General features: G+C 46.4%; 18 protein-coding genes. 15 read left to right on the top strand and 3 right to left on the bottom strand.

Annotation, left to right across the window (positions count from 1 at the left end; translation table 11 throughout):
• Positions 1-5: 5 nt before the first annotated feature.
• Both AAKU64_RS13380 and sodB read right to left on the bottom strand, forming a co-directional pair.
• On the bottom strand, positions 6-1,133 hold the full coding sequence (locus tag AAKU64_RS13380) for a mechanosensitive ion channel family protein (RefSeq protein ID WP_354333087.1): 1,128 nt from the start codon (positions 1,131-1,133) through the stop codon (positions 6-8).
• Positions 1,134-1,699: 566 nt separating this feature from the next.
• Complete coding sequence (sodB, locus tag AAKU64_RS13375; RefSeq protein ID WP_354333083.1) at positions 1,700-2,278, bottom strand: superoxide dismutase [Fe]; 579 nt, start codon at positions 2,276-2,278, stop codon at positions 1,700-1,702.
• Positions 2,279-2,626: 348 nt separating this feature from the next.
• On the opposite strand from sodB, the gene AAKU64_RS13370 reads away from it, so the two are divergent.
• A complete protein-coding gene (locus AAKU64_RS13370; protein ID WP_322119535.1) occupies positions 2,627-3,166 on the top strand; it encodes a DUF3455 domain-containing protein in 540 nt (179 codons plus the stop codon).
• A 170-nt stretch (positions 3,167-3,336) separates the two neighbouring features.
• Here AAKU64_RS13370 and xseA read toward each other — a convergent pair whose 3' ends face one another.
• Complete coding sequence (gene xseA, locus AAKU64_RS13365; protein WP_354333079.1) at positions 3,337-4,698, bottom strand: exodeoxyribonuclease VII large subunit; 1,362 nt, start codon at positions 4,696-4,698, stop codon at positions 3,337-3,339.
• A gap of 1,072 nt (positions 4,699-5,770) precedes the next feature.
• On the opposite strand from xseA, the gene AAKU64_RS13360 reads away from it, so the two are divergent.
• From AAKU64_RS13360 to AAKU64_RS13295, 14 genes are all read left to right on the top strand, one after another.
• Positions 5,771-7,204 carry a UbiA family prenyltransferase gene (locus AAKU64_RS13360; protein WP_354330437.1) on the top strand — a complete coding sequence of 478 codons (1,434 nt, stop codon included), beginning with the start codon at positions 5,771-5,773 and terminating at the stop codon, positions 7,202-7,204.
• On the top strand, positions 7,192-8,496 hold the full coding sequence (locus AAKU64_RS13355; RefSeq protein ID WP_354330435.1) for an FAD-binding oxidoreductase: 1,305 nt from the start codon (positions 7,192-7,194) through the stop codon (positions 8,494-8,496). The genes AAKU64_RS13360 and AAKU64_RS13355 overlap by 13 nt, the downstream gene beginning before the upstream one ends.
• A 2-nt stretch (positions 8,497-8,498) precedes the next feature.
• Positions 8,499-9,254, top strand: a complete 756-nt coding sequence (locus AAKU64_RS13350; protein WP_354330433.1) for an SDR family NAD(P)-dependent oxidoreductase — start codon at positions 8,499-8,501, stop codon at positions 9,252-9,254.
• Positions 9,255-9,305: 51 nt separating this feature from the next.
• Positions 9,306-11,663 (top strand): hypothetical protein, encoded by a 2,358-nt coding sequence (locus AAKU64_RS13345; RefSeq protein WP_354330431.1) that lies wholly within the window; start codon positions 9,306-9,308, stop codon positions 11,661-11,663.
• 149 nt (positions 11,664-11,812) lie between these two features.
• Positions 11,813-12,766, top strand: a complete 954-nt coding sequence (locus tag AAKU64_RS13340) for an NAD-dependent epimerase/dehydratase family protein (protein ID WP_354330429.1) — start codon at positions 11,813-11,815, stop codon at positions 12,764-12,766.
• On the top strand, positions 12,717-14,054 hold the full coding sequence (locus tag AAKU64_RS13335) for an NAD(P)/FAD-dependent oxidoreductase (protein ID WP_354362238.1): 1,338 nt from the start codon (positions 12,717-12,719) through the stop codon (positions 14,052-14,054). The genes AAKU64_RS13340 and AAKU64_RS13335 overlap by 50 nt, the downstream gene beginning before the upstream one ends.
• Positions 14,051-14,461 carry a GtrA family protein gene (locus AAKU64_RS13330; RefSeq protein WP_354330425.1) on the top strand — a complete coding sequence of 137 codons (411 nt, stop codon included), beginning with the start codon at positions 14,051-14,053 and terminating at the stop codon, positions 14,459-14,461. The genes AAKU64_RS13335 and AAKU64_RS13330 overlap by 4 nt, the downstream gene beginning before the upstream one ends.
• Positions 14,462-14,658: 197 nt before the next feature.
• Positions 14,659-15,264, top strand: coding sequence for a MotA/TolQ/ExbB proton channel family protein (locus tag AAKU64_RS13325; RefSeq protein ID WP_354330423.1), 606 nt, complete (start codon positions 14,659-14,661; stop codon positions 15,262-15,264).
• Entirely contained in the window at positions 15,264-15,713 is a 450-nt protein-coding gene (locus AAKU64_RS13320; RefSeq protein WP_354330421.1) for an ExbD/TolR family protein, read from the top strand. Before AAKU64_RS13325 ends, AAKU64_RS13320 begins: the two co-directional genes overlap by 1 nt.
• A 93-nt stretch (positions 15,714-15,806) precedes the next feature.
• A complete protein-coding gene (gene lpxK / locus AAKU64_RS13315) occupies positions 15,807-16,967 on the top strand; it encodes a tetraacyldisaccharide 4'-kinase (RefSeq protein WP_354330419.1) in 1,161 nt (386 codons plus the stop codon).
• Positions 16,948-17,127 (top strand): Trm112 family protein, encoded by a 180-nt coding sequence (locus tag AAKU64_RS13310; RefSeq protein ID WP_354330417.1) that lies wholly within the window; start codon positions 16,948-16,950, stop codon positions 17,125-17,127. The genes lpxK and AAKU64_RS13310 overlap by 20 nt, the downstream gene beginning before the upstream one ends.
• A gap of 13 nt (positions 17,128-17,140) precedes the next feature.
• Positions 17,141-17,887, top strand: a complete 747-nt coding sequence (gene kdsB, locus AAKU64_RS13305; RefSeq protein WP_354362237.1) for a 3-deoxy-manno-octulosonate cytidylyltransferase — start codon at positions 17,141-17,143, stop codon at positions 17,885-17,887.
• A gap of 378 nt (positions 17,888-18,265) precedes the next feature.
• On the top strand, positions 18,266-18,922 hold the full coding sequence (gene adk / locus AAKU64_RS13300; RefSeq protein WP_354330414.1) for an adenylate kinase: 657 nt from the start codon (positions 18,266-18,268) through the stop codon (positions 18,920-18,922).
• 462 nt (positions 18,923-19,384) lie between these two features.
• Positions 19,385-21,568, top strand: a complete 2,184-nt coding sequence (locus AAKU64_RS13295) for a sodium-translocating pyrophosphatase (RefSeq protein ID WP_354362236.1) — start codon at positions 19,385-19,387, stop codon at positions 21,566-21,568.
• Positions 21,569-21,725: the final 157 nt, after the last annotated feature.

Genomic DNA, 21,725 nt, shown 5'->3' with positions numbered 1-21,725 from the left:
GTTTTCTATACCGTAGAAGGAATTGGATTTAAAACGCCGTGGTCTATGTCACGAATCGGGTCACGATTCACGTCGCGATTCGGGTCGTGATTCATGCCGGGTGATACGACATGCAATGTCCTGGTTGGGTAGGCAAAACTGATACCGAGAGAGCGGAGCTGTTTCAACAGCGCCAGATTGATGGCTTGCTGAATATCCATATAGGCGTTGTAGTCTGGATCGAGCACGTAATACACCACCTCAAATTGTAGTGCTCCGTCTGCATAAGATTTGAAGTGCGCGCGGTCAAACCGGATATTGAACTGATGACCCGTGACGATTTTTTTTGCGATTTCTGGAATTCGTTCTATTTGCTCAATTGGGGTTTCGTAAACAATCCCAAATTCAAATACGACGCGTCGTTCTTGCATGCGCTTGTAATTACGAATTCTGTTTTTTAGCAACTCGGTGTTCGAGAAAATAATTTGTTCGCCGCTCAGGCTGCGCAAGCGTGTCGTTTTCATGCCTACATATTCGACCGTTCCCATGTAGCTATCGACCACAATAAAGTCGCCGATCACAAACGGTTTGTCGAGCGCAATAGAAACAGAAGAAAAGATGTCGCCCAGAATATTCTGGACTGCCAGAGCCACGGCAATACCGCCTATACCGAGACTGGCGACTAAAGTGGACACGTTGAATCCAAGATTGTCCAAGATAATTAAGGTGGCGATCATCCACAAGATGATCCGACCGACCATTCCTGCCAAGACTAAATGGGTGGCACCATCGGGATTGTTTTCTCTTTGTCGTAAAAATGCGTTATCGGCAATCAGACTAATGATGCGTGTTCCCCATAAGGCAATTTGGGTGACAAGAATGATGATCCAGGCGAAATGCAAACCGCGATCAATGCGGGTCGGAAAATCGAGCTGACTAATACCTGCAAGTAAGGAGATTCCGATTAAAAACGGTAAGCGGGTCGCTTTTACTATGTGTTCGACATAGCCTAAAAAATGTAATCGCTCTTTCAGTTTTAAGCGTTTAAGCTGGTGTGTTGCAAACGCTTTAAGTAGCAGCAGGGCGACCAACGTGAGCAAAAATACAGTAACAGCGAGCGTCAAATCATAAGATGTATATTCAAATGAAAACATAGCGATCCTTTGTGTAAAGGCAGGATGTCGTTGATTTGCAAACGATATGCATAAGCAATACCTGCAATGCCAGCGATTGGTGCTTAGTTATTCGTGACGCGTCATCAATAGAAGAGACGCAGCGGTGTTGGTCGTTAGCGGCGTAGAGCAAGCTCAAGCTCAAGATCAACGTCATTTGCCGTGTGTGTTTGCCAGGTTGCGCAGATCAATATTGGGTGCTGATGCAGTCCTGCAGTGGCGGCGTAAAGTATTGTTATTCCAAGAAGAGTTGTATTTCATTTAAGAAAGTAGATAGGTCTTTTTGACCTTTTGCTACGTTAATTGAAAACGATTATAGCAAAATATATTTGGACAAATGTAATTTGCCGAGGCGCAACAGTTGAGACGGAGTAGGATTGATATAAAAAGCACATGGGTACACTCATCATTACGCCGAGTAGAGACGAAAAAAATGGCTACCCGCCGAAGCGAGTAGCCATTTTGTTTTGGAGCCGAGAGTTAAACTGAATTTGCTACATTGCTGGATTAATCAGCAATGCATTTCTCAGAAAACTGACGCTAGCTTTTTAAGCCAGATTAGCCGCCGCAAAATCCCAGTTCACCAAAGCCCAGAATGCTTCCAGATATTTAGGACGTGCATTGCGGTAGTCGATGTAATAAGCGTGTTCCCACAGATCACAAGTGACTAATGGTGTGTCTGTCGTAGTCAATGGCGTAGCCGCGTTAGATGTGTTGACGATATCTAATGTGCCATCAGCTTTTTTGACCAGCCAAGTCCAGCTAGAACCAAAATTACCGATACAGGATTTAGTGAAGGCTTCTTTGAAGGCATCAAAGGAGCCCCATTTTGCATTGATTGCATCAGCTAATGCACCGGTTGGAGCGCCGCCGCCGTTTGGCTTCAGGCCGTTCCAGTAGAAAGTGTGGTTCCAGATTTGGGCGGAATTATTGAAGATACCAGCAGAAGATTTTTTGACGATTTCTTCCAGGCTAGCATTTTCAAATTCAGTACCTTTGATCAAATTATTTAAATTCGTGACATACGTCTGATGATGCTTACCGTAGTGGTATTCCAGAGTCTCTTTAGAGATATGCGGTGCGAGTGCATCCAGTGCATAGGGCAGTGCCGGTAGGGTATGTTCCATTTTGCATCCTTTGTTGTTCGTGGTTCGGGGGAAAACCCCCATTGTAATAGCTTCGCGTCAAGCTTGCATCTTCCTATTTTATTGTTAACAAATCAGATGGTGAGAGGGCAAATTGTGCCCAATATGGTGTTCAATAAGGTAGCCAATAGTGCATCAAAGAATGCGCATAAAAAATTGCCAAGGAGAACATTAAAACTTGATTTGTAAGTATATGTAAAGAATTTGTAAGAATTTGAAACCGATTGGTATCTGGCTGCGTATCTCTATCTGACTGCCAAAATCACGAGCAGATCAACAGAAAACGTATCCTTATTTACTATTTTGCATACAAACCATTAGGAAAATGTTATGAAAACTTCTTTACGCTTATTATCCGGCGCGGCACTCATCTCCTCTTTGGCGGCTTGCAGTTCTATGAGCTCTATGATGAAAGCACCGGATGCGCCTGCAGCAGTTGCTGTGCCAGCAGGCAATAAACTAGTCATGATGGCAGTAGGTGCTGGCGACCTGACATACGAATGCCGCGTAAAAGCAGCGATGCCAGGTGCTTATGAGTGGGTGTTTGCTGGACCGACTGCCGTGTTGTCAGATCAAAGCGGTAAAGCGGTGGGCAAATATTATGCTGGCCCGACTTGGGAAGCCAATGACGGTAGCAAAGTCACTGGTAAGCAATTGGCGGTGACTCCGGGCGCAGCCAATGCGATTCCTTTGCAATTGGTTAAAGCTAATCCATCTATGGGTAATGGCGCGATGACTGATATCAGCTATATCCAACGTCTAAATACGATGGGTGGCATTGCGCCATCAGATAGCTGTGCTGCTGCTAATGTTGGCGCTAAAAAGTTGGTCAAGTATCAAGCAGATTATTACTTTTACAAAGCGATGTAATCGAGAGATATTGCGACCAATCATGGTCGCAATAAAAGTGCGATTTGATGATCATGTAGTGGCGGCATTTGAAAAGTGCATTTGCCGCTGTACTTTGGGGATGCCGCTGGCATCCCTTTTTTTGTCGATATGGTTTGCTGGAGATGTATAAATAAATCAGCTCAATAAAATTAATCCAGACTAGGTTGCACACCATTCACGCTGATCTCAGTCGTCCCGTCAGCCAATCGCACTGCGATCTGGCTATTCGGCTGCAAGTCCTTACCAGAGCGTATTAGTTTGCCTTTACGGTCACTCAAAATAGCGTAGCCACGCTCCAGTGTTCTTTGTGGATTTAGCATTTCAAGCTGCGCTTTTAAGCCCGCCAGCGCTACTCTTTGAGTATCCGTCTGATGTTTAAAAGTAGTGCTCAACCTTCGTTGTGATTCTTGCAAATTGGTACGATATGCCTGCATGTCTGGCCGATTTCCTTGAAGCCGGGTTCGTAATTGATGCAAGTTGGCATGCGCCTGTTGGCGTGGGATTGCGCTGGCAAATTTGAGACGTTGCACAGCACTTTCGAGAGCTAATTTTTTTGCTTTGATGGCGTTGATCGGACTCAGTAAACGCCGTGTCAGCCAATCGACATTCTGGTTTTGATTCGCCAGTTGTCTTTGCATTCCCCTATGCAGATGGATGCGGTATTGCAGCAGCGTTTCTAGCCAGTCTTCACGCGGTGCTGCCGCTAATTCAGCCGCTGCCGTAGGAGTAGCCGCACGTACATCGGCGGCAAAATCGGCAATGGTGAAGTCAGTTTCATGGCCCACGCCGCTGATTACAGGCATCGCGCAATGGCTGATTGTTCGCGCCACGATTTCTTCATTAAATGCCCATAAGTCCTCAATACTTCCGCCGCCGCGGCAGACCAGCAGCACATCACATTCTTCACGCGCCGAGGCGGTAGCAATTGCTTGCGCAATTTTATTTGCAGCACCTTCGCCTTGCACTGGTGTAGGGTAAAGGATGACGTTGACATGCGGCGCGCGTCGTTGCAGCGTGGTCAACACATCGCGCAATGCCGCCGCTTGCGGACTACTGACAATCCCTATCGTTTTAACAAAATGCGGAATAGGGCGCTTACGCTCTGGATCAAACAGACCTTCTTTTGCCAGTTGTGCTTTTAACTGCAAAAAAGCTTCGTATAGATTACCCACGCCGGCGCGACGGATTGCTTCTACATTTATTTGATAATCGCCGCGCGGGGCATACAACCCGACCAATGCGCGGACTTCAACTTTATCGCCCTCGCGCGGCATAAAGTCTGCGTATTGCGAGCGGCCACGGAACATGACTGCCCGCACTTGTGCCTGCGCGTCTTTTAGCGTGAAGTACCAATGTCCAGAGGTGGCGCGGGTGAAATTAGATATTTCGCCGGAAACCCACGTCAATGGGATGTTTCGTTCTAATAATTGCGCAACTGCTTGGTTTAGCGCCGATACTGTGATTACAGATGGCGTCAATATTGGAGTTTCAGTACGGGATTCTGGATTCATAAAGCCGAGCAAGTCAAAAGCTGTCCACAGAGGGAAGGGTTGGTCATCAGAATGTCATTAAGTGTTAATGATGTCAAAAATATTTCCCGAGTCTTTCTTAAGTCATTGATTTTAAAAAGGATATTATTCTTAGTAAATTGCGGTGAAAAAAAGAAAATCCTTATAAATCAAGGACTTTAGCGAAGCTTCTTGATCTTGTTCACAAACTTATCCACAGTATCAGCAGGCACTTATATCTTGTTATACAAAAATAGTATGACGATTTGATTGGACATCAATTAGCTTGATCTGCTGCCTATTTTATTTGCACTAAGCTAATATTTAATGAAAACAATGACTTAGCGACAATCACCGGGTTTGTGCACAATCTTATCCACAAAATGTGTGCAGAAATAGCCGCTGCTTGTGAATAAGTAGATGTCTAAATTCAGTTTTGCTTAAAATTTAAGCAAAAAAGGTCTTATTCTTCTATTTGCTCAATTTAAAGGCATGTTCTGAATTGCTATAAAAATCATGGGCTTGGCATTATTCACAAAGCTTCTTCACAGTCTTATCCACAAAATATGTGTAGAACCTAGGCACGATCTCTGAATTTGCGGCTTACCAACGATAACCGGGCATTAGTAAGTGGTTTACCCACAAAAATACCAATTTGCCCGTTAATTAAGCAACAAGTTAATTAGCTTATAAATCAGCCACTTAGAGCGATCTGCTTGCCTTGTTCACAATGTTATCCACATTAACTGTGCAGAACTTATCTTGTTTTGAGATTGCTTGTGCTATCAAAATTGTGGATAAGCCGCTGCTTAATTCTGTAGCAGCAAGATAAAACTGATTAAAATCAAAAGCTTAACAAGCTACCCCAGAGTTATCCACAATCTTGCACACAGAATTTGTGCAAAACTTCACCACTTTTATTATTTTGCTGTTTCTTTTAAATACGCATTTCAGCTCTCTTAACGTTTATTGATAATCCAATATCAGATAGGATGTTGTGTTTTAGGAAGCTGATTTGTATTTTTATTGTCAAATACTATTAATTAATAATTAAATTTAATTTGGGAAATGTAGTTTGAAATTTTGTCCGTTAGTAGTTGATCTTGATGGCACACTGATTCACACAGATATGCTTCATGAGTCTGCGTTGTGTGTTTTGCGAGATAATCCTTTGCAAGTGTTGCGTATCCCATATTGGTTATCTCAAGGCAAGGCATCATTGAAGCGCCACCTTGCAAACCTTGTGGACTTCGATGCAAGTTTGTTACCGTACAACCTTGATTTGCTAGAATGGTTAAGAGATCAAAAAGCCTCAGGCCGTAAGCTCATTCTATGCACGGCCTCTGACCGGTCGATTGCAGAAGCTATTGCAGTTCATCTCGGTATTTTCGATGACGTGATCGCGAGTGACGGCATCATCAATATGGCCGGAAGGGACAAAGTCTTGCGCTTAGAGCAAAGGTTTGGGCGTCGCGGTTTTGATTACGCAGGCAATTCGCAAGCTGATATTGTGGTGTGGCAAAGTGCACGTAAGGCCATTGTGGTTAATGCCCCCGCTACCCTGTTGAAAAAAGTAAAATCTGAGCTTGACGTAGAGTGCGTATTTCCGGAAAAGACTTTTGGGTTGACAGCTTGGCGCAAGGTGCTGCGAGTGCATCAATGGTTAAAGAATTTATTATTATTTGTTCCGCTATTTGCTGCGCATCAGTTTAGTAACTTGCAAAGCTGGGGGGGATTGATACTGGCTTTTTTTGCTTTTAGTTTATGCGCTTCATGTGTATATATTACCAACGATTTGTTGGATCTCGAGAGTGATCGGCAGCATCCGCATAAGTGCAAGCGTCCTTTCGCGTCCGGATTGGTACCCGCATGGAAGGGCACCATACTAGCGCCAATATTATTGTGTATCAGTTTGATTTTTGCAAAAAATGTGTCCGCTGCTTTTTGTTCTTGGCTCTTATTTTACTTTGTACTAACTTGTGCTTATTCATGGGGGCTAAAAAGACTAATGTTAATAGACTGCCTCACGTTGGCACTATTGTATACATTGAGGATTGTGGCGGGTGCCGCCGCCGTGGGTATGCTTTTATCGTTCTGGTTGTTGGCATTTTCCGTATTCCTATTTTTATCGCTCGCGTACGTTAAACGTTACGCGGAATTGCAGGTGCAATTGTTGAATGGCAAACAAAAAGTCCATGGTCGCGGATATTACACATCAGATGCATCTTTGGTTCAGATTTTAGGAGTTACTTCTGGTTACGCATCAGTGTTAGTGTTAGCGCTGTATTTAAATAGTGATGTAGTGTTGAAGCTATACAAGAAGCCCGAATTAGTGTGGGGAGCAGTGCCCGTATTATTATTTTGGGTGAGCTGGATGTGGATGAGTGCCCATCGTGGCGAAATGCATGATGACCCACTAGTCTTTGCAGTCAAGGACAAGGCTAGCTTGTTCGCTGGGCTGCTATTTGCGGCAGTCCTCGCCGGGAGTACTATTGGATGGACATGGTAGCAGTTTCTTCATGGGGACGACTCGGTCTCTGGGAGCATGAAGTCGTTGCTCTTGCAGATCGCGCTCAAGTCAAAGAACAAATTCGCGGTTCAAGGCCAAGCATTGCCTTTGGTATGGGCCGCAGCTATGGAGACGTTTGTCTGAATCCAGATGGTCTGTTATGGAATACTTCAGGTCTCAACCGCTTTATCCGTTTTGACCAAACGACAGGACGCTTACATTGCGAAGCAGGGGTTTTACTGCGCGATATTCAAAGAATGATGATTCCCAGAGGTTGGAGGTTGCCGGTCACACCAGGAACGCAAATTGTCACTGTAGGTGGGGCAATTGCAAACGATGTGCACGGGAAAAATCATCACGTCGCCGGCTCGTTTGGCGACCATCTCCGCTGGATAAAGCTGGTACGAACCGATGGCAGCATCATTGAATGCGGACCGCACCTGTTATCTGCCTGGTTTGCGGCAACCGTCGGCGGTCTGGGTCTGACGGGTGTCATCGTTGAAGTTGAGCTGCAATTGGCACCGTCACTTGGCCCATGGCTGGAAACGGAAACTATTGCCTACAACGATCTGACTCAGTTTTTTCAATTATCAGACGACTCCGACGCACGCTGGGAGCACACCGTTTCATGGATCGATTGTCTGGCAGGTTCTGGTGGTCGAGGTTTATTCATGCGCGCCAATTCAGTCGACGCGGCTCAAAGACCTCTGCCATCCGACCGGCAACAAACCATGCCCTTTGTGCCACCAGTTTCCTTGGTGAATAGACTTACGCTGCGGCCGTTCAATAATGCATATTATTATTTGAAAAAGGCACAGGCAGGCAATAGCATCATGCATTACGAATCTTTTTTTTATCCACTCGATAATTTGTTGGCGTGGAACCGTATGTACGGACCCAGAGGTTTTTTTCAATACCAAAGTGTCATTCCGCGCGCAGTGGGTTTCGATGCCACACAAGCCATGCTGATAGAAATCGGACGCTCTGGCGAGGGTTCCTTCCTGGCGGTTCTGAAGACCTTCGGTAATCGCGAACCCAAAGGTATGTTGAGCTTCCCGCAACACGGCGTGACACTAGCGCTGGATTTCCCGAATCGTGGCGAGCGCACGCTTAAACTCTTTGACCGTCTGGATGCGATTGTCCGAGAAGCAAAAGGCCGTATCTATCCCGCCAAGGATGCCCGTATGCCTCGGGATTTATTCGAAACAGGTTACCCACGCCTTCCCGATTTTTTACATTACCGCGACCCGGGCATCAGTTCTGCGATGTCTCGTCGCTTGATTGGAACGTAGTCATGTCAGAGTTGCAGAAAAAAATTGTCATCGTCGGAGGCACGTCCGCCATCGCAGAATATTGTGCCCGTTTTTGGGTAGCTAACGCTACGGTGGACCTGACATTGGTTGGCAGGGACATAGCAAAGATGGAAAGAGTTGCGGCTGACTTGCAGGTGCGTAGTCCGCAGAGCCGTATCCGCGTCATCTCAATCAATTTTAACGATCCCAAATTGATTAGCCAAACTGTGGAAAGTATCCAATCTGGGGGGCGCATCGATATCGCCTTGATTGCGCATGGTTCGTTACCCGACCAGATAATTTGTCAGCAAGACCTTGTTGCAAACTATGAGGCACTGACGATTAACGGTATTTCTCCCGTTCTGTTCGCTGAAGCCTTTGCCAGCCGCATGCAAGCAGATAATCATGGACAGCTTGGCATCATCGGCTCGGTGGCAGGTGATAGAGGTCGCAAGTCCAATTATGTCTATGGCTCTGCCAAAGGATTGGTCGAAAAATATGCGCAGGGCTTACAACATCGTTTGGCATCAAGCAAGGTCCAGGTGACTTTAATCAAACCGGGCCCTACGGACACACCAATGACTGCGCATTTGAGACAGCAAGGCGGAAAACTAGCTAGGGTAGAAGATGTCTCAAAAGCAGTAACCGCAGGCATCGAGAGCGGAAAAGCCGTTGTATATGCACCAGGAAAATGGGCGCTGATTATGCTCATCGTTCGAAATTTACCAAATGCGATTTTTAACAAGATGGACATATAAAAATTCCTGAAATGTATTCTGGTGTTTTTTTTAAATATTTTAGGTAGTTTGATGTTCACTCAGATCAATCCTCATATTGCTTCCCAGTCGAGAATTTTCGAAAGATTTTGGAAAATTTTATTAAGCCTGTTTATCCTTGTAACGGTTATCGTCACATTCGTTCCATTTATTCCTATCATGCCGGAAGAGGGACTTGATCCGTCCTGGCGTTTTGGTATGAACGAGGCCAGCCGAATTGGATTGGCTTTTGGGCGTGAGGTCGTGTTTACGTTTGGCCCCTACGCAGCAATTTACACAAAGGTATATCACCCTTCGACAGACCAGATGATGCTCTATGGCAGTCTCTATTTGGCATTATCTCTCGGGTTCTGTTTGATTTTTTTACTGAAATATGTCGCGTGGCAGCGAATCTTTATTTTTAATCTCATGCTGGGTTTGCTTATGTACATCAGGGACTCTTTTTTACTTTGTATTCCCATGGTGATTAGTATGGTTTGTTTTAAAGTATTTTTTTCAGAAAAAGAATTACCCACCAAAAATCTTTACCCATCATTTTTGTTAGCTTTATTGTTTTCTCCGCTCGGATTACTGCCTCTGGTTAAGGGGAGCATCCTAATATTGTGTGCTGCAGTTTCCGTATTATGCTGCGCAGCGTTTGTCCTCAGAAAAGCCTATCAACTGGCTGTTGTTGTTGTGCTCGGACCGATTCTGTCGATGCTCTTTTTTTGGCTTATTTCGGGGCAGCACATATTTGATTTGCCTGTTTATCTGATCAACATGATTCCTATCGTTTCCGGCTATACCGAAGCGATGGCATCGAGTGGAAATATAGCGGAAATTATTTTGTTTTTATTCGCGGCAACCGGATTGGTGTGGCTTATTGTGAGTGAAAAGGAACGCAAGCCGGACGAAAAAATTTTCTTAGTTCTGGTGTTTTCTTTATTCCTGTTTATTTCATTTAAGGCAGGTTTTATTCGGCACGATGGTCACTCCGTTATTTCAGGCACCTCTCTCTTGATTAGTTATGCCTTGCTCGCATTGGTACAGCACAGACCCAGATCACTTCCTGTACTAGCTCTGGTGATATTGTCTTGGGCTTATATCGATAGTAGTTATTTCAAAACATCAACCGAAGGAATGAAAAGAACCATCGATGCCGCTACGTCGTCGGCCTGGCAAGGCATCCGTCACCGCATCAAAGATAAAGGTTGGCTGCAATCTGATTATGACGATGCATTGACGTTGTTAAGGGCGAAGGCGAATTTCCCGGTTTTAAAAGGAACCACAGATATTTATTCCTTCAATCAATCGTATTTGATCGCTTCTGGAAACAACTGGTCTACCAGGCCAGTGCTACAAAGTTACTCTGCCTACACTCCAGCGTTGATTGAGATGAATCGTCAACACCTTCTCGGTAGTCAGGCCCCGGATAATATTATCTTTAGTATAGAACCCATCGATAACAGATTCCCATCAATAGAAGACGGTGCCAGTTGGCCAATATTAATGACGAAATATCATCCAACAAAAATACAGGGTGATTTCTTATTTCTAAAAAAAAACGATTTGCCAATTAGCGCCTCACAACTGACTCAAATCAGTAGTGGTCAATTTAAACTCGGACAAAACATTACGGTGCCAGAAACGGATCAAACGATCTTTGCCGAAATCGAGATTGAACCGAGCTTGTTAGGGAGTCTGGCAAATTTACTTTTTAAGGCCAGTCAACTGCAATTGTTTGTGGAATTGAAAAATGGTGAAAAAAAGGAATTCAGGATCGTGTCAGGAATGACCAAGACGGGATTCGTGTTGTCACCATTGGTTGAAAACATAGACGAATATGTGAAGCTTTACGATTTCAATAGTCTTCTGGACGCAAAGCAGGTGAAGTCTTTCAGAATCGAGCCCAAGTTTGCCGCCGTGCTTTGGAAAAACGAATTGACTATCCGCTTCAGTTCGGCGAGGAGGGCGGCTTTTGCCGATACGACAAAGTTGGAGCGTATGGATGTATTTCAGCGTCCGGAAGTTAACACGGCTGAGATATGCCAAGGATCTATCGATGAAGTCAATGGAGTCGCTCCTGCACCAGAAAATTTCTCTGCATCGAAAAAACTGACGGTGAATGGATGGATTGCACTTTCAGTGGAAAAAGGCATTCTTGCAGAAGACGTCTATATTGTGTTGACCGACATGAAAGGAATTCCGTTGTACATCAGAGCGCAAGTCAATCCGCGCCCTGATTTAGGCAATTATTTCAGGAATCCAAAATTGTCGGATGCTGGATATATCATCGATGCGGATATTGCCAAACTCAACGGAAGATATGATTTGGGTCTTGCAATCAAACAAGATGGAAAAATGAAAATGTGTAGGCAATTCAGAATTCCCGTAAAAATAATGAATGGCTAGTAAAGGAGGCGGCTGGAGATATTCGGCGCATCTCGCTTTAGTAATTAAGATTTCCTATTGCTTGGATTTAAGATTTTGAGCAGAGAATATGATGATTTGTCTTGGATGAAGAAAAAATCATTCGTAAAGATAGTGAAAGAATAAGAAGTATGGATAAGAAAAATACGATATTGTCAAAAATTATCCTTGCAGGTGGTGCGGGTCTAGTTGGTCAAAACCTGTTGGCACGCCTTAAAGCCAATGGTTACAGTAACATCGTTGTGCTTGATAAACATCGCGCAAATCTGGAGATCCTGATGCAGGTTCAACCGGACGTAGCCGCTGAATATGCTGATCTTGCCGAACCGGGCGTCTGGCAGCGCCACTTTATCGGCGCTGATGTTGTAGTGATGTTGCAAGCGCAAATTGGCGGCAATGATTACCAGGAATTTGTACGCAATAATGTAGATGCGTCCCAATTGATTCTGGATGCCGTCGAGGCGCATCAGGTGCCGCGATTGATCGCGATCAGTTCTTCAGTGGTGGAATCTATCGCGGACGATTTCTATACCAATACCAAGAAGATTCAGGAACGCATGGTACTGGAAAGTGGAATTGTATGTCCTATCCTGCGCCCGACCCTGATGTTCGGTTGGTTTGATCGCAAGCATCTTGGCTGGTTGTCGCGCTTTATGAATAAGGTGCCTTTGTTCCCCGTGCCGGGACATGGACGCTACATGCGCCAACCCTTGTATGTCGGCGATTTCTGCAATGTGATCATCAGTTGTATAGAGAATCCGGCGCTCAATGGCATCTATAATATTTCAGGTCATGAGGAAGTCGATTACATCGATATTATTCGCCAGATCAAGCGTGCCACCGGCGCATCCGCCTTGATTATCAAAATACCGTATCGCCTGTTTTATGCTTTGCTATGGGCCTGGGGTTTGTTTGATAAAACCCCTCCTTTCACCACGCAACAACTTGCTGCCTTGTGCGCGAGAGATGCGTTTGAAGTGATCGATTGGCCAAGAATTTTCGGTGTGTCTTGCACGCCGTTTGCCAGGGCGATCGATGAAACTTTCAACCACCCTGCCTACGGCAAAGTCATTCTGGAGTTTTAATATGGAGCAACGCATTGCCGTCTTAGGTGCCGGGCCAATGGGGCTGGCAGTCGCCTATCAATTAGCGCGGGATGGACATCATCCCATCGTTTTTGAGGCCGACGACAGAGTGGGCGGAATGGCCGCACCTTTCGATTTTTCCGGTTTATCGATTGAGCGTTATTACCACTTTCACTGTATCTCGGATCACGCCTTTTTGGCCATGCTGGATGAGTTGGGGTTGCGCGATAAAATGCATTGGGTCGCGACCAAGATGGGATATTGGTACAGGGGGGAACTGCAGGCTTGGGGTAACCCGATTGCCTTGCTCAAGTTTCGCGGTTTGAGTTTTGTAGCGAAGTTTCGCTATGGTTTACATGCTTTTTTATCGACCAAGCGCAATGATTGGAAGTCTTTAGACCACGTAGAAGCTATCGGTTGGATCAAACGCTGGGTCGGCGCGGAAGCTTATGAGGTATTGTGGCGTCGTCTGTTCGATTATAAATTTTATGATTACACCAGTAATCTCTCTGCGGCATGGATTTGGAGTCGCATTCGTCGTATTGGACGCTCACGCTACAGTCTTTTCAAAGAAAGGCTTGGCTATCTCGAAGGCGGTTCGGATACATTGTTGCAGGCCATGCGGTCAGATATTATGGCGCGTGGTGGCGAAATACGATTGCAATCTCCAGTAAGTAAAGTCGTGATGCAAGATGGAGTAATTCGTGGCGTTGAAGTGGCTGGCAATATATTAGCTTTCGATAAAGTCATTAGTACGATTCCTTTACCTTACGTATCCCGTATTATGCCGGATTTGCCGCATGAGATATTGGCACAATTCAAAGCGAAGAATAATATTGCCGTAGTCTGCGTAATTGTTAAGCTACGTAAAGCCTTGACAGAAAATTTCTGGCTGAATATCAACGATCCTGATATGGATATCCCCGGATTGGTGGAGTACTCTAATCTGCGCCCACTGGAGCATCATATCGTGTACGTACCTTTCTATATGCCAGGTGAGCATCCGAAATTCAGTGAGCCTGACCAAATGTTTCTGGATAAAGTGCGGCGCTACCTGAAGAAGATTAATCTTGCTTTGAGTGATGATGATTTTATCGATATTCGTGCTAGCCGTTATCGTTATGCTCAACCGATTTGCGATCCAGGTTACCTTGATAAATTGCCGCCCGTCGCTTTGCCGGTCAAGGGCTTGTGGGTAGCAGATACATCCTACTACTACCCTGAAGATCGAGGTATTTCCGAGAGTATTGACTTTGGTCGGAAATTAGCTAGAAATGTCATCGCGTGAAGTTCCACCTGCGGCAATTCACGTCTCGTCAGTTTCTGATTTTTTTGCTAACTGGCGGTACTTCTGCCGCTATCAATTTCGGTTCTCGTATTTTTTTCAACCTATGGATGGGATTCTCTGCTGCGGTGATTCTCGCTTACATTACGGGTATGTTAACTGCTTTTGTGTTGGCTAAATTGTTTGTGTTTAGGGAAAGTCAGCGGTCAATCTATAGTTCCGCTTTATTTTTTTTATTGGTTAATCTCGTCGCTATAATGCAAACTTGGTTCATAAGTATATTTTTGGCATATCACTTTTTGCCTTGGGTCGGAGTAGCAAGCTATACCAAAGAGATTGCTCATGCCGTAGGAGTAATTATTCCTGTATTTACCAGTTATATCGGACATAAGCGTTGGTCGTTTAGGTAGAGACAAGTGAGAATGCTTGATAGGCAATTTGAAACGGGAGAATTTCCTAAGTTGCCTTGAGTAACATTGTTGTAGATGTAGAAATTAAATTCGAATGATCATGCAGCGATACTTGCTCGTAAGCAGACAACGCGCTACATTGCGGGGTTAGATGCTTTCCCTTCACACATTACAAATTCCGGACTAAGGAGTCACTTTTGTTTGCCATTATTCAAGCGGCTGGCTGGCCTATTTACCTTTTGTTAGTCGCGTCGATTATCGCGCTGGCATTAATTATCGAACGTACTTTGTCCCTGCGCCGTCAGCGTATTTTGCCGCGCACCTTGCTGGATGAGGTGATCCGCGTGTATCACGCTGGCAAAATCAAGCAGGAGGTGATTGATCAGTTGGCTAATAATTCTCCTTTGGGCAAGGTCCTGGCCGCCGGTTTGCGTAACGTCAATGCGCCCCGTGAAGTCATGAAAGAGTCCATTGAAGAAGCTGGTCGTGGCGTAGCGCATGAATTGGAGCGTTTTTTGACGACGCTGGGCACCATTGCATCGCTGGCGCCGTTGATGGGCTTGTTCGGTACAGTCGTCGGGATGATCGAGATTTTTGGCTCACAAAATGCCTCCGGCGCCAATCCAGCCCAATTAGCGCATGGTATTTCGGTAGCTTTGTACAACACCGGTTTTGGCCTGATGATTGCGATGCCCGCCTTGATTTTTTATCGGCATTTCCGCGCACTGGTGGATAGCTTGGTGGTCGATATGGAGCAGCAGGCGGTGAAATTTGTCGATACCGTACACAGCGCGAGAAAATAATGAATTTCCGCAAAGGTCAGGGGCGAGAAGACCCCGAAATCAATTTGATCCCTTTCATCGACGTGTTGCTGGTGATTTTGATTTTTTTGATGGTCACGACGACATATAGCCGTTTTACAGAATTGCAAATCACCTTGCCGACGGCAGATGCAGAAAAAGCGCAAGACAAGCCGAATCAGATCGATATCGGGATTGATGCCCAAGGTCGCTACAAAATCAATAATCAGCCAGTCTCGTTTTTGGATACGGCGACATTGGCAGAAGATTTAAAACAAGTAGTCACGGCGATGGATGTAGGTAAAACCGGTACCAAAGTTGATCCAGTAATCATCATCAATGCTGACCGGGCTACTACCCATCAATCAGTGGTGGACGTATTAGAGGCTGCCAGGATCGCTGGTTTAGCGAAAGTTACTTTTGCCGCGCAGGCGTCTGCTAAGTCCAAATAATCAAACAGTAGTTAATCCGCGTCATCAAGCTCCAGTACTATTTTAGCCGTATATTGATGTCAAAAAAGGGGAGTATCTTAATGAGATGCTCAGTTGTCCAAAGAATATCTGGACAATCTCCTTTATGAACTTGGTACTGGTTGGGAGTATGTTGTAGATGTATTTGCGCGCTCTTGCTGCAAGCTGATTGCTTATTTCTCTGGAGTACTTTCCTTGCGTTCAATGCTCGAAGCCGTTTTGATGCGCGCCTGGCTGCGGCGTGGTTTGCTCGCCTGTTTGCTATGGCCGATGGCTAAATTGTTCCAGATGCTGGTGAGTTTTCGTTTTGGTCTGATCATGATGGGCTACAAACCGCAAACATGTCTGGCAGTGCCTGTGGTCGTGGTCGGTAATATTTTTGTCGGTGGTACCGGTAAAACGCCGCTGGTCATTTTTTTAGTGCAACAATTAAAAGCGGCTGGTTGGACGCCGGGTGTGATTTCCAGAGGTTATGCCGCACAAGCGGACAGCATTACCGAGGTGAAAACAGATTCCTTAGCGCAAATTATTGGTGATGAGCCTTTGCTGATCCACCTGCGCACGCAATCCCCAGTGGTAGTCGGACGGCAGCGTGTGTTGGCTGCGCAGACGCTGCTGGAATTGCATCCGGCCACGGATGTAATCATTTCTGATGACGGCTTACAGCATTACGCCCTCGCCAGAGATGTTGAAATTGTGTTGTTTGATCAACGTGGTGCTGGTAATGGCTGGATGTTGCCTGCTGGGCCTTTGCGAGAGCCGGTGCAAAGACGTCGTGATGTTACGGTGTTAAATGCACCGCCAGAATTGACACCTCCCGGCATCGGCGAATCCTTTGTCCGTATGCGCTTAGTGCCAGGACAAATTTATCAGCTTGGAAATATCGAGCATCAACAAAGCTTGCTTGCCCTTAGCGCCAGCAAGCTGAAAATCACCGCTGCTGCCGGTATTGGCAATCCACAGCGTTTTTTTAACATGCTGCAAATCGTTGGCGTGGAATGCGCGACGCTGGCTTTGCCTGATCACCATTCGTTCACTGGGACAAGTTTTGCGCAGATAGATGCCGACATCATCCTGATGACAGAAAAGGATGCAGTAAAATGTCGGCAAATCCCTGCATTGCAACAAGATGCCCGACTCTGGGTAGTGCCAGTCGATGCGCAACTCGATGCTGCTTTTGTAACCAATATAATTGAACTGATTTCGGAGAAACAACATGGACGCACGCTTGCTTGATGTCTTGGTTTGCCCTTTGTGCAAAGGCCCGCTGGTGTACGACAAGCCAGCAAAAGAATTGATCTGCAATGCAGACAAACTGGCTTTCCCTATCCGTGACGATATTCCTATCATGTGGGTAGATCAGGCGCGTCAGTTGCCTGCTTTTCCACCTGCCTGAACGGGCTTGTAAAATGAGTTTTAGTGTCATTATTCCAGCACGTTTAGCTTCCAGCCGCTTACCTAATAAACCTCTGGCAGATCTGGGCGGTAAGCCCATGGTGGTACGTACCGCTGAGCGTGCCATGCTGTCCGGCGCGTCGCAAATTATGGTGGCGACCGATCATGCTGACATTCTGGCTGCTTGCCGTGAGCATGGCATACCAGCTTGTATGACCCGCAGCGATCATCCCTCTGGCACTGACAGGATCGCTGAAGTATCAGCATTGTTGGGCTTGGCGGCGGATGCAGTCGTAGTCAACGTGCAAGGCGATGAGCCTTTGATCGACCCGGCTTTGATTGCGGCGACTGCCGCGCTTGTTACTACGCAAGTCCCCATGGCAACCGCCGCGCATCCTTTGCATGACGTGGAGGACGTGTTTAATCCCAATGTCGTGAAAGTTGTGCTGGATAAGTTTGGTCGAGCGCTGATGTTTTCGCGTGCAACGATCCCTTGGCATCGTGATGCTTTTGCTCTGAATCGCGATGTATTGCCGACCGGTTACGCGCCTTTGCGACACATTGGCTTGTATGCATACCGCAATGATTTTCTTTTGGCTTATCCCAATCTGGAAGTTTCTCCGCTTGAACAAATTGAGGCCTTAGAACAACTGCGGGTCTTATGGAACGGTCATGCGATTGCGGTTCATGTTACAGACACCAGTCCTGCTCCCGGTGTGGACACGCCAGAGGATTTGATTCGGGTAAGACAATTCTATTGAGATGCCGAAAAATCGATCAGTTTCGCGTTCAATAACAGAATTGATCGCGTTTTCAGAATCGATAGAATTGGTCGGCGAAATGTGCGAATTGCATGAAAATACTTCGTTGCGCAGCTGATTTCATGGCAAAGCATCAATAATATAAAAAATTGTGGTAAGTTTCGTGAAAAGATACTGTGATATTAGTAGTGCTGCATTTGAATAAAAATAGGATTTAATCAAAACCGATCCAGCAACATTGCTGCAAGGGATTTGGTTCAGTCTTAAAAAATAACAGGCACGGCAAATATCTCTTCAGTACAAAAAAATACGGCATCACGACCTCGGGTTGGGATGTAACAGGATACAAAAAATTCAAACTCGTCTTTAGGAAATAACATGCGTCTTATTTTGTTAGGAGCGCCTGGTGCCGGTAAAGGTACGCAGGCCAATTACATCAAGGAAAAATTCAATATTCCCCAAATTTCGACTGGCGACATGCTACGTGCCGCGGTCAAGGCTGGCACACCTTTGGGCTTGGCTGCCAAAGCAGTGATGGATGCGGGTGGCTTGGTATCGGACGACATCATCATCGGTCTGGTAAAAGATCGCCTGAAAGAATCTGATTGCGCTAATGGCTATTTATTTGATGGTTTTCCACGCACCACGCCGCAAGCTGATGCAATGAAAGACGCTGGCGTTATCATTGATTATGTTTTAGAGATCGCAGTACCGGACGATGCCATTATTGATCGTATGAGTGGTCGCCGTGTGCACCCGGGTTCTGGCCGTGTTTATCATGTCAAATACAATGCGCCAAAAGTAGAAGGCCGTGACGATGTCACTGGTGAAGAACTGATCCAGCGTGATGACGACAAAGAAGAAACTGTCAAAAAACGTCTGAGTGTGTATCACGAACAAACTGAAGTACTTGTCAGCTATTACGGCGACTGGGCAAAATCAGGTCAGCCAGGTGCGCCAAAGTATCGCAAAATAGTTGGTATTGGACCAGTAGAAACCATCAGAGACAGTGCCTTTGCCGCACTCTCAGAATAAATAAAAGCGGACAAGATTGTCCGCTTTTTTCTTGTCAACCGCCCCCAGACAAATTTTCCTCCAAAAACGGGCCACGGATAAGTTGTAACGACTAAGTTGTATGGATTCAGTTCTAAGGATTCAGCTCTAAAGATTCAGCTCTAATGATTGAGTTTTGCAGCACCTTGTAGCCATCACTTTTTGATGCCGACACCGATCACATTACGCAGCATCACGCGCCACGTATGACGTATCAAGCATCATTAAGAAGTGAGATTTGTCGTTGTTTTACTTTTTCACCGTTTTATCTCATCACGATTTTTTGTGATCTGTTTTGCTCCATGTTTTTGCTCTGTCTTAGTTTCAGTTCCACTCTCTATTTTTGATACTTACCGAACTTACGATAATTACATAGGGCAATTTTGCACTTGGTAGTTGACGCTGCCCATGCAAAAGAAGCCCATAACAATTGGAGGAGTCAATATGTCTACAAATTTATGGTACGTCATTGCATGCGGTATCGTCGCCGTGGCCTATGGTCTGGTCTCGCGTAGCTGGATTTTGAAACAAGATGCGGGCAACCCTCGCATGCAAGAAATTGCTGCTGCAATACAGCAGGGTGCAGCAGCGTATCTGGCCCGGCAATACCGAACCATTGCGATGGTTGGTGCGGTATTGTTTATCGCCATTGCGGTTGCGCCCGGCTTGGGTCTGATGACGGCATCAGGGTTTTTAGTGGGTGCTGTGTTATCTGGCGCATGTGGTTTTATCGGGATGAATGTTTCGGTACGTGCCAACGTCCGCACGGCGCAAGCTGCAACCAAGGGCATTAATGAGGCTTTGGATGTCGCGTTTAGAGGCGGTGCAATTACCGGCATGCTGGTGGTCGGTCTGGGCTTGCTGGGCGTCACTTTGTTTTACTGGTTGCTGGTGGTTTCCGCAGCAGGCCACCCTGAGCTTGTGTTGTCTCAGCATGATGTACTTAAACCGCTCATCGGTTTAGCGTTTGGCGCTTCACTGATCTCCATTTTTGCCCGTCTTGGCGGCGGTATTTTTACCAAAGGTGCCGACGTCGGTGCTGATCTGGTCGGTAAGGTAGAGGCGGGCATACCGGAAGATGATCCCCGTAATCCCGCCGTGATTGCCGACAACGTGGGTGACAACGTGGGCGACTGCGCAGGCATGGCAGCCGATTTGTTTGAAACCTATGTCGTGACCTTAATCGCCACCATGTTATTGGGTGCCTTGATTGTTCCCAATGCGACTAGCGAGGCCATCATTTATCCGCTGATGTTGGGTGCTGTCTCAATTCTGGCGTCGATCGTTGGCTGCTCTATGGTCAAAGCCAAGCCTGGCAAAAAAATCATGTCTGCTTTATACACGGGCTTGTGGTGGGCGGCGGGTTTATCGCTGATCGGATTTGCTGTTGTAACGTGGCAGATCATGCCGGCAGATATGCGTGTGCCTATGATGGGCTCTACCGTGATCGGGATTGTGCTGACGGGTTTAATGGTCTACATCACCGAGTACTACACCGGTACTGATTTTGCCCCGGTCAAACATATCGCCCAGGCATCGACTACCGGGCATGGCACCAATATCATTGCTGGTCTTGGCGTCTCGATGAAATCCACTGCCTACCCGGTACTGGCAGTCTGCGCCGCGATTTTGGCCTCCTATTGGCTGGCGGGTTTGTATGGGATTGCGATTGCCGCGACTTCTATGCTGTCGATGGCAGGCATTATCGTGGCGCTGGATGCTTATGGCCCAATCACCGATAACGCAGGCGGCATTGCCGAAATGTCAGAGATGCCAGCATCAGTGCGCGCAATTACCGATCCATTAGATGCAGTTGGCAATACCACTAAAGCAGTTACTAAAGGCTATGCAATCGGTTCTGCTGGTCTGGCAGCGCTGGTCTTGTTTGCTGATTACACTCATGCGTTGGATTCGGTCGGTAAAAGTACCTCGTTTGATTTATCGAACCCACAAGTGATCGTCGGCCTGTTTATCGGTGGCCTGATCCCTTACTTGTTTGGTGCCATGGCGATGGAGGCAGTAGGGCGTGCAGCGGGTGCTGTGGTGGTAGAGGTGCGCCGCCAGTTTAAAGAGATCAAAGGCATCATGGATGGCACTGGCAAGCCAGAATATGACAAGGCTGTCGATATGCTGACGACCTCGGCCATCAAAGAGATGATCGTGCCGTCGCTGTTGCCAGTCATCGTGCCCGTGCTGGTGGGCTTGCTACTCGGGCCAGCGGCCTTGGGTGGTTTGCTGATGGGCACGATCGTGACAGGACTGTTTGTCGCGATCTCTATGACCACTGGTGGTGGCGCCTGGGACAACGCTAAAAAATATATTGAAGACGGACATCATGGCGGCAAAGGTTCAGAGGCGCATAAAGCAGCGGTCACGGGCGATACGGTCGGTGATCCTTACAAAGATACAGCGGGTCCCGCGATCAATCCTCTGATCAAAATTATTAATATCGTGGCGCTGCTGCTGGTACCTTTGTTGCCAAGTTCGGCACCTTTTGTACCGCATGCTGCTACTATGCAAAATCTACCTCACGCAGCAAATGTAGCTGTCAGCCAGTCTGTGGTGATGCCAGCCAAGATAGTGACTGAGCTTGTCGCAGCAGACGCTGGCACCAAAAGCAAACTCTAAAACGTGAAGAAACGCAGATAAATTCGATATACATTGATCGCAATGATCACTTTATCTGCGTTGGCGGATTCAAGTACGAAGAGCAACATTGAATAAAAAGTCAAAGGGTCAGATGCGATAGCATTCTGCCTTTTGACCAGCCAGTCGAAAGTTGCCG

It is taken from the genome of Undibacterium sp. GrIS 1.8, from assembly GCF_040544445.1.
GTDB lineage: Bacteria > Pseudomonadota > Gammaproteobacteria > Burkholderiales > Burkholderiaceae_D > Undibacterium.
The sequence above is the reverse complement of the archived record's forward strand: the minus strand, read 5'-3'. Positions and strand labels throughout refer to the sequence as shown.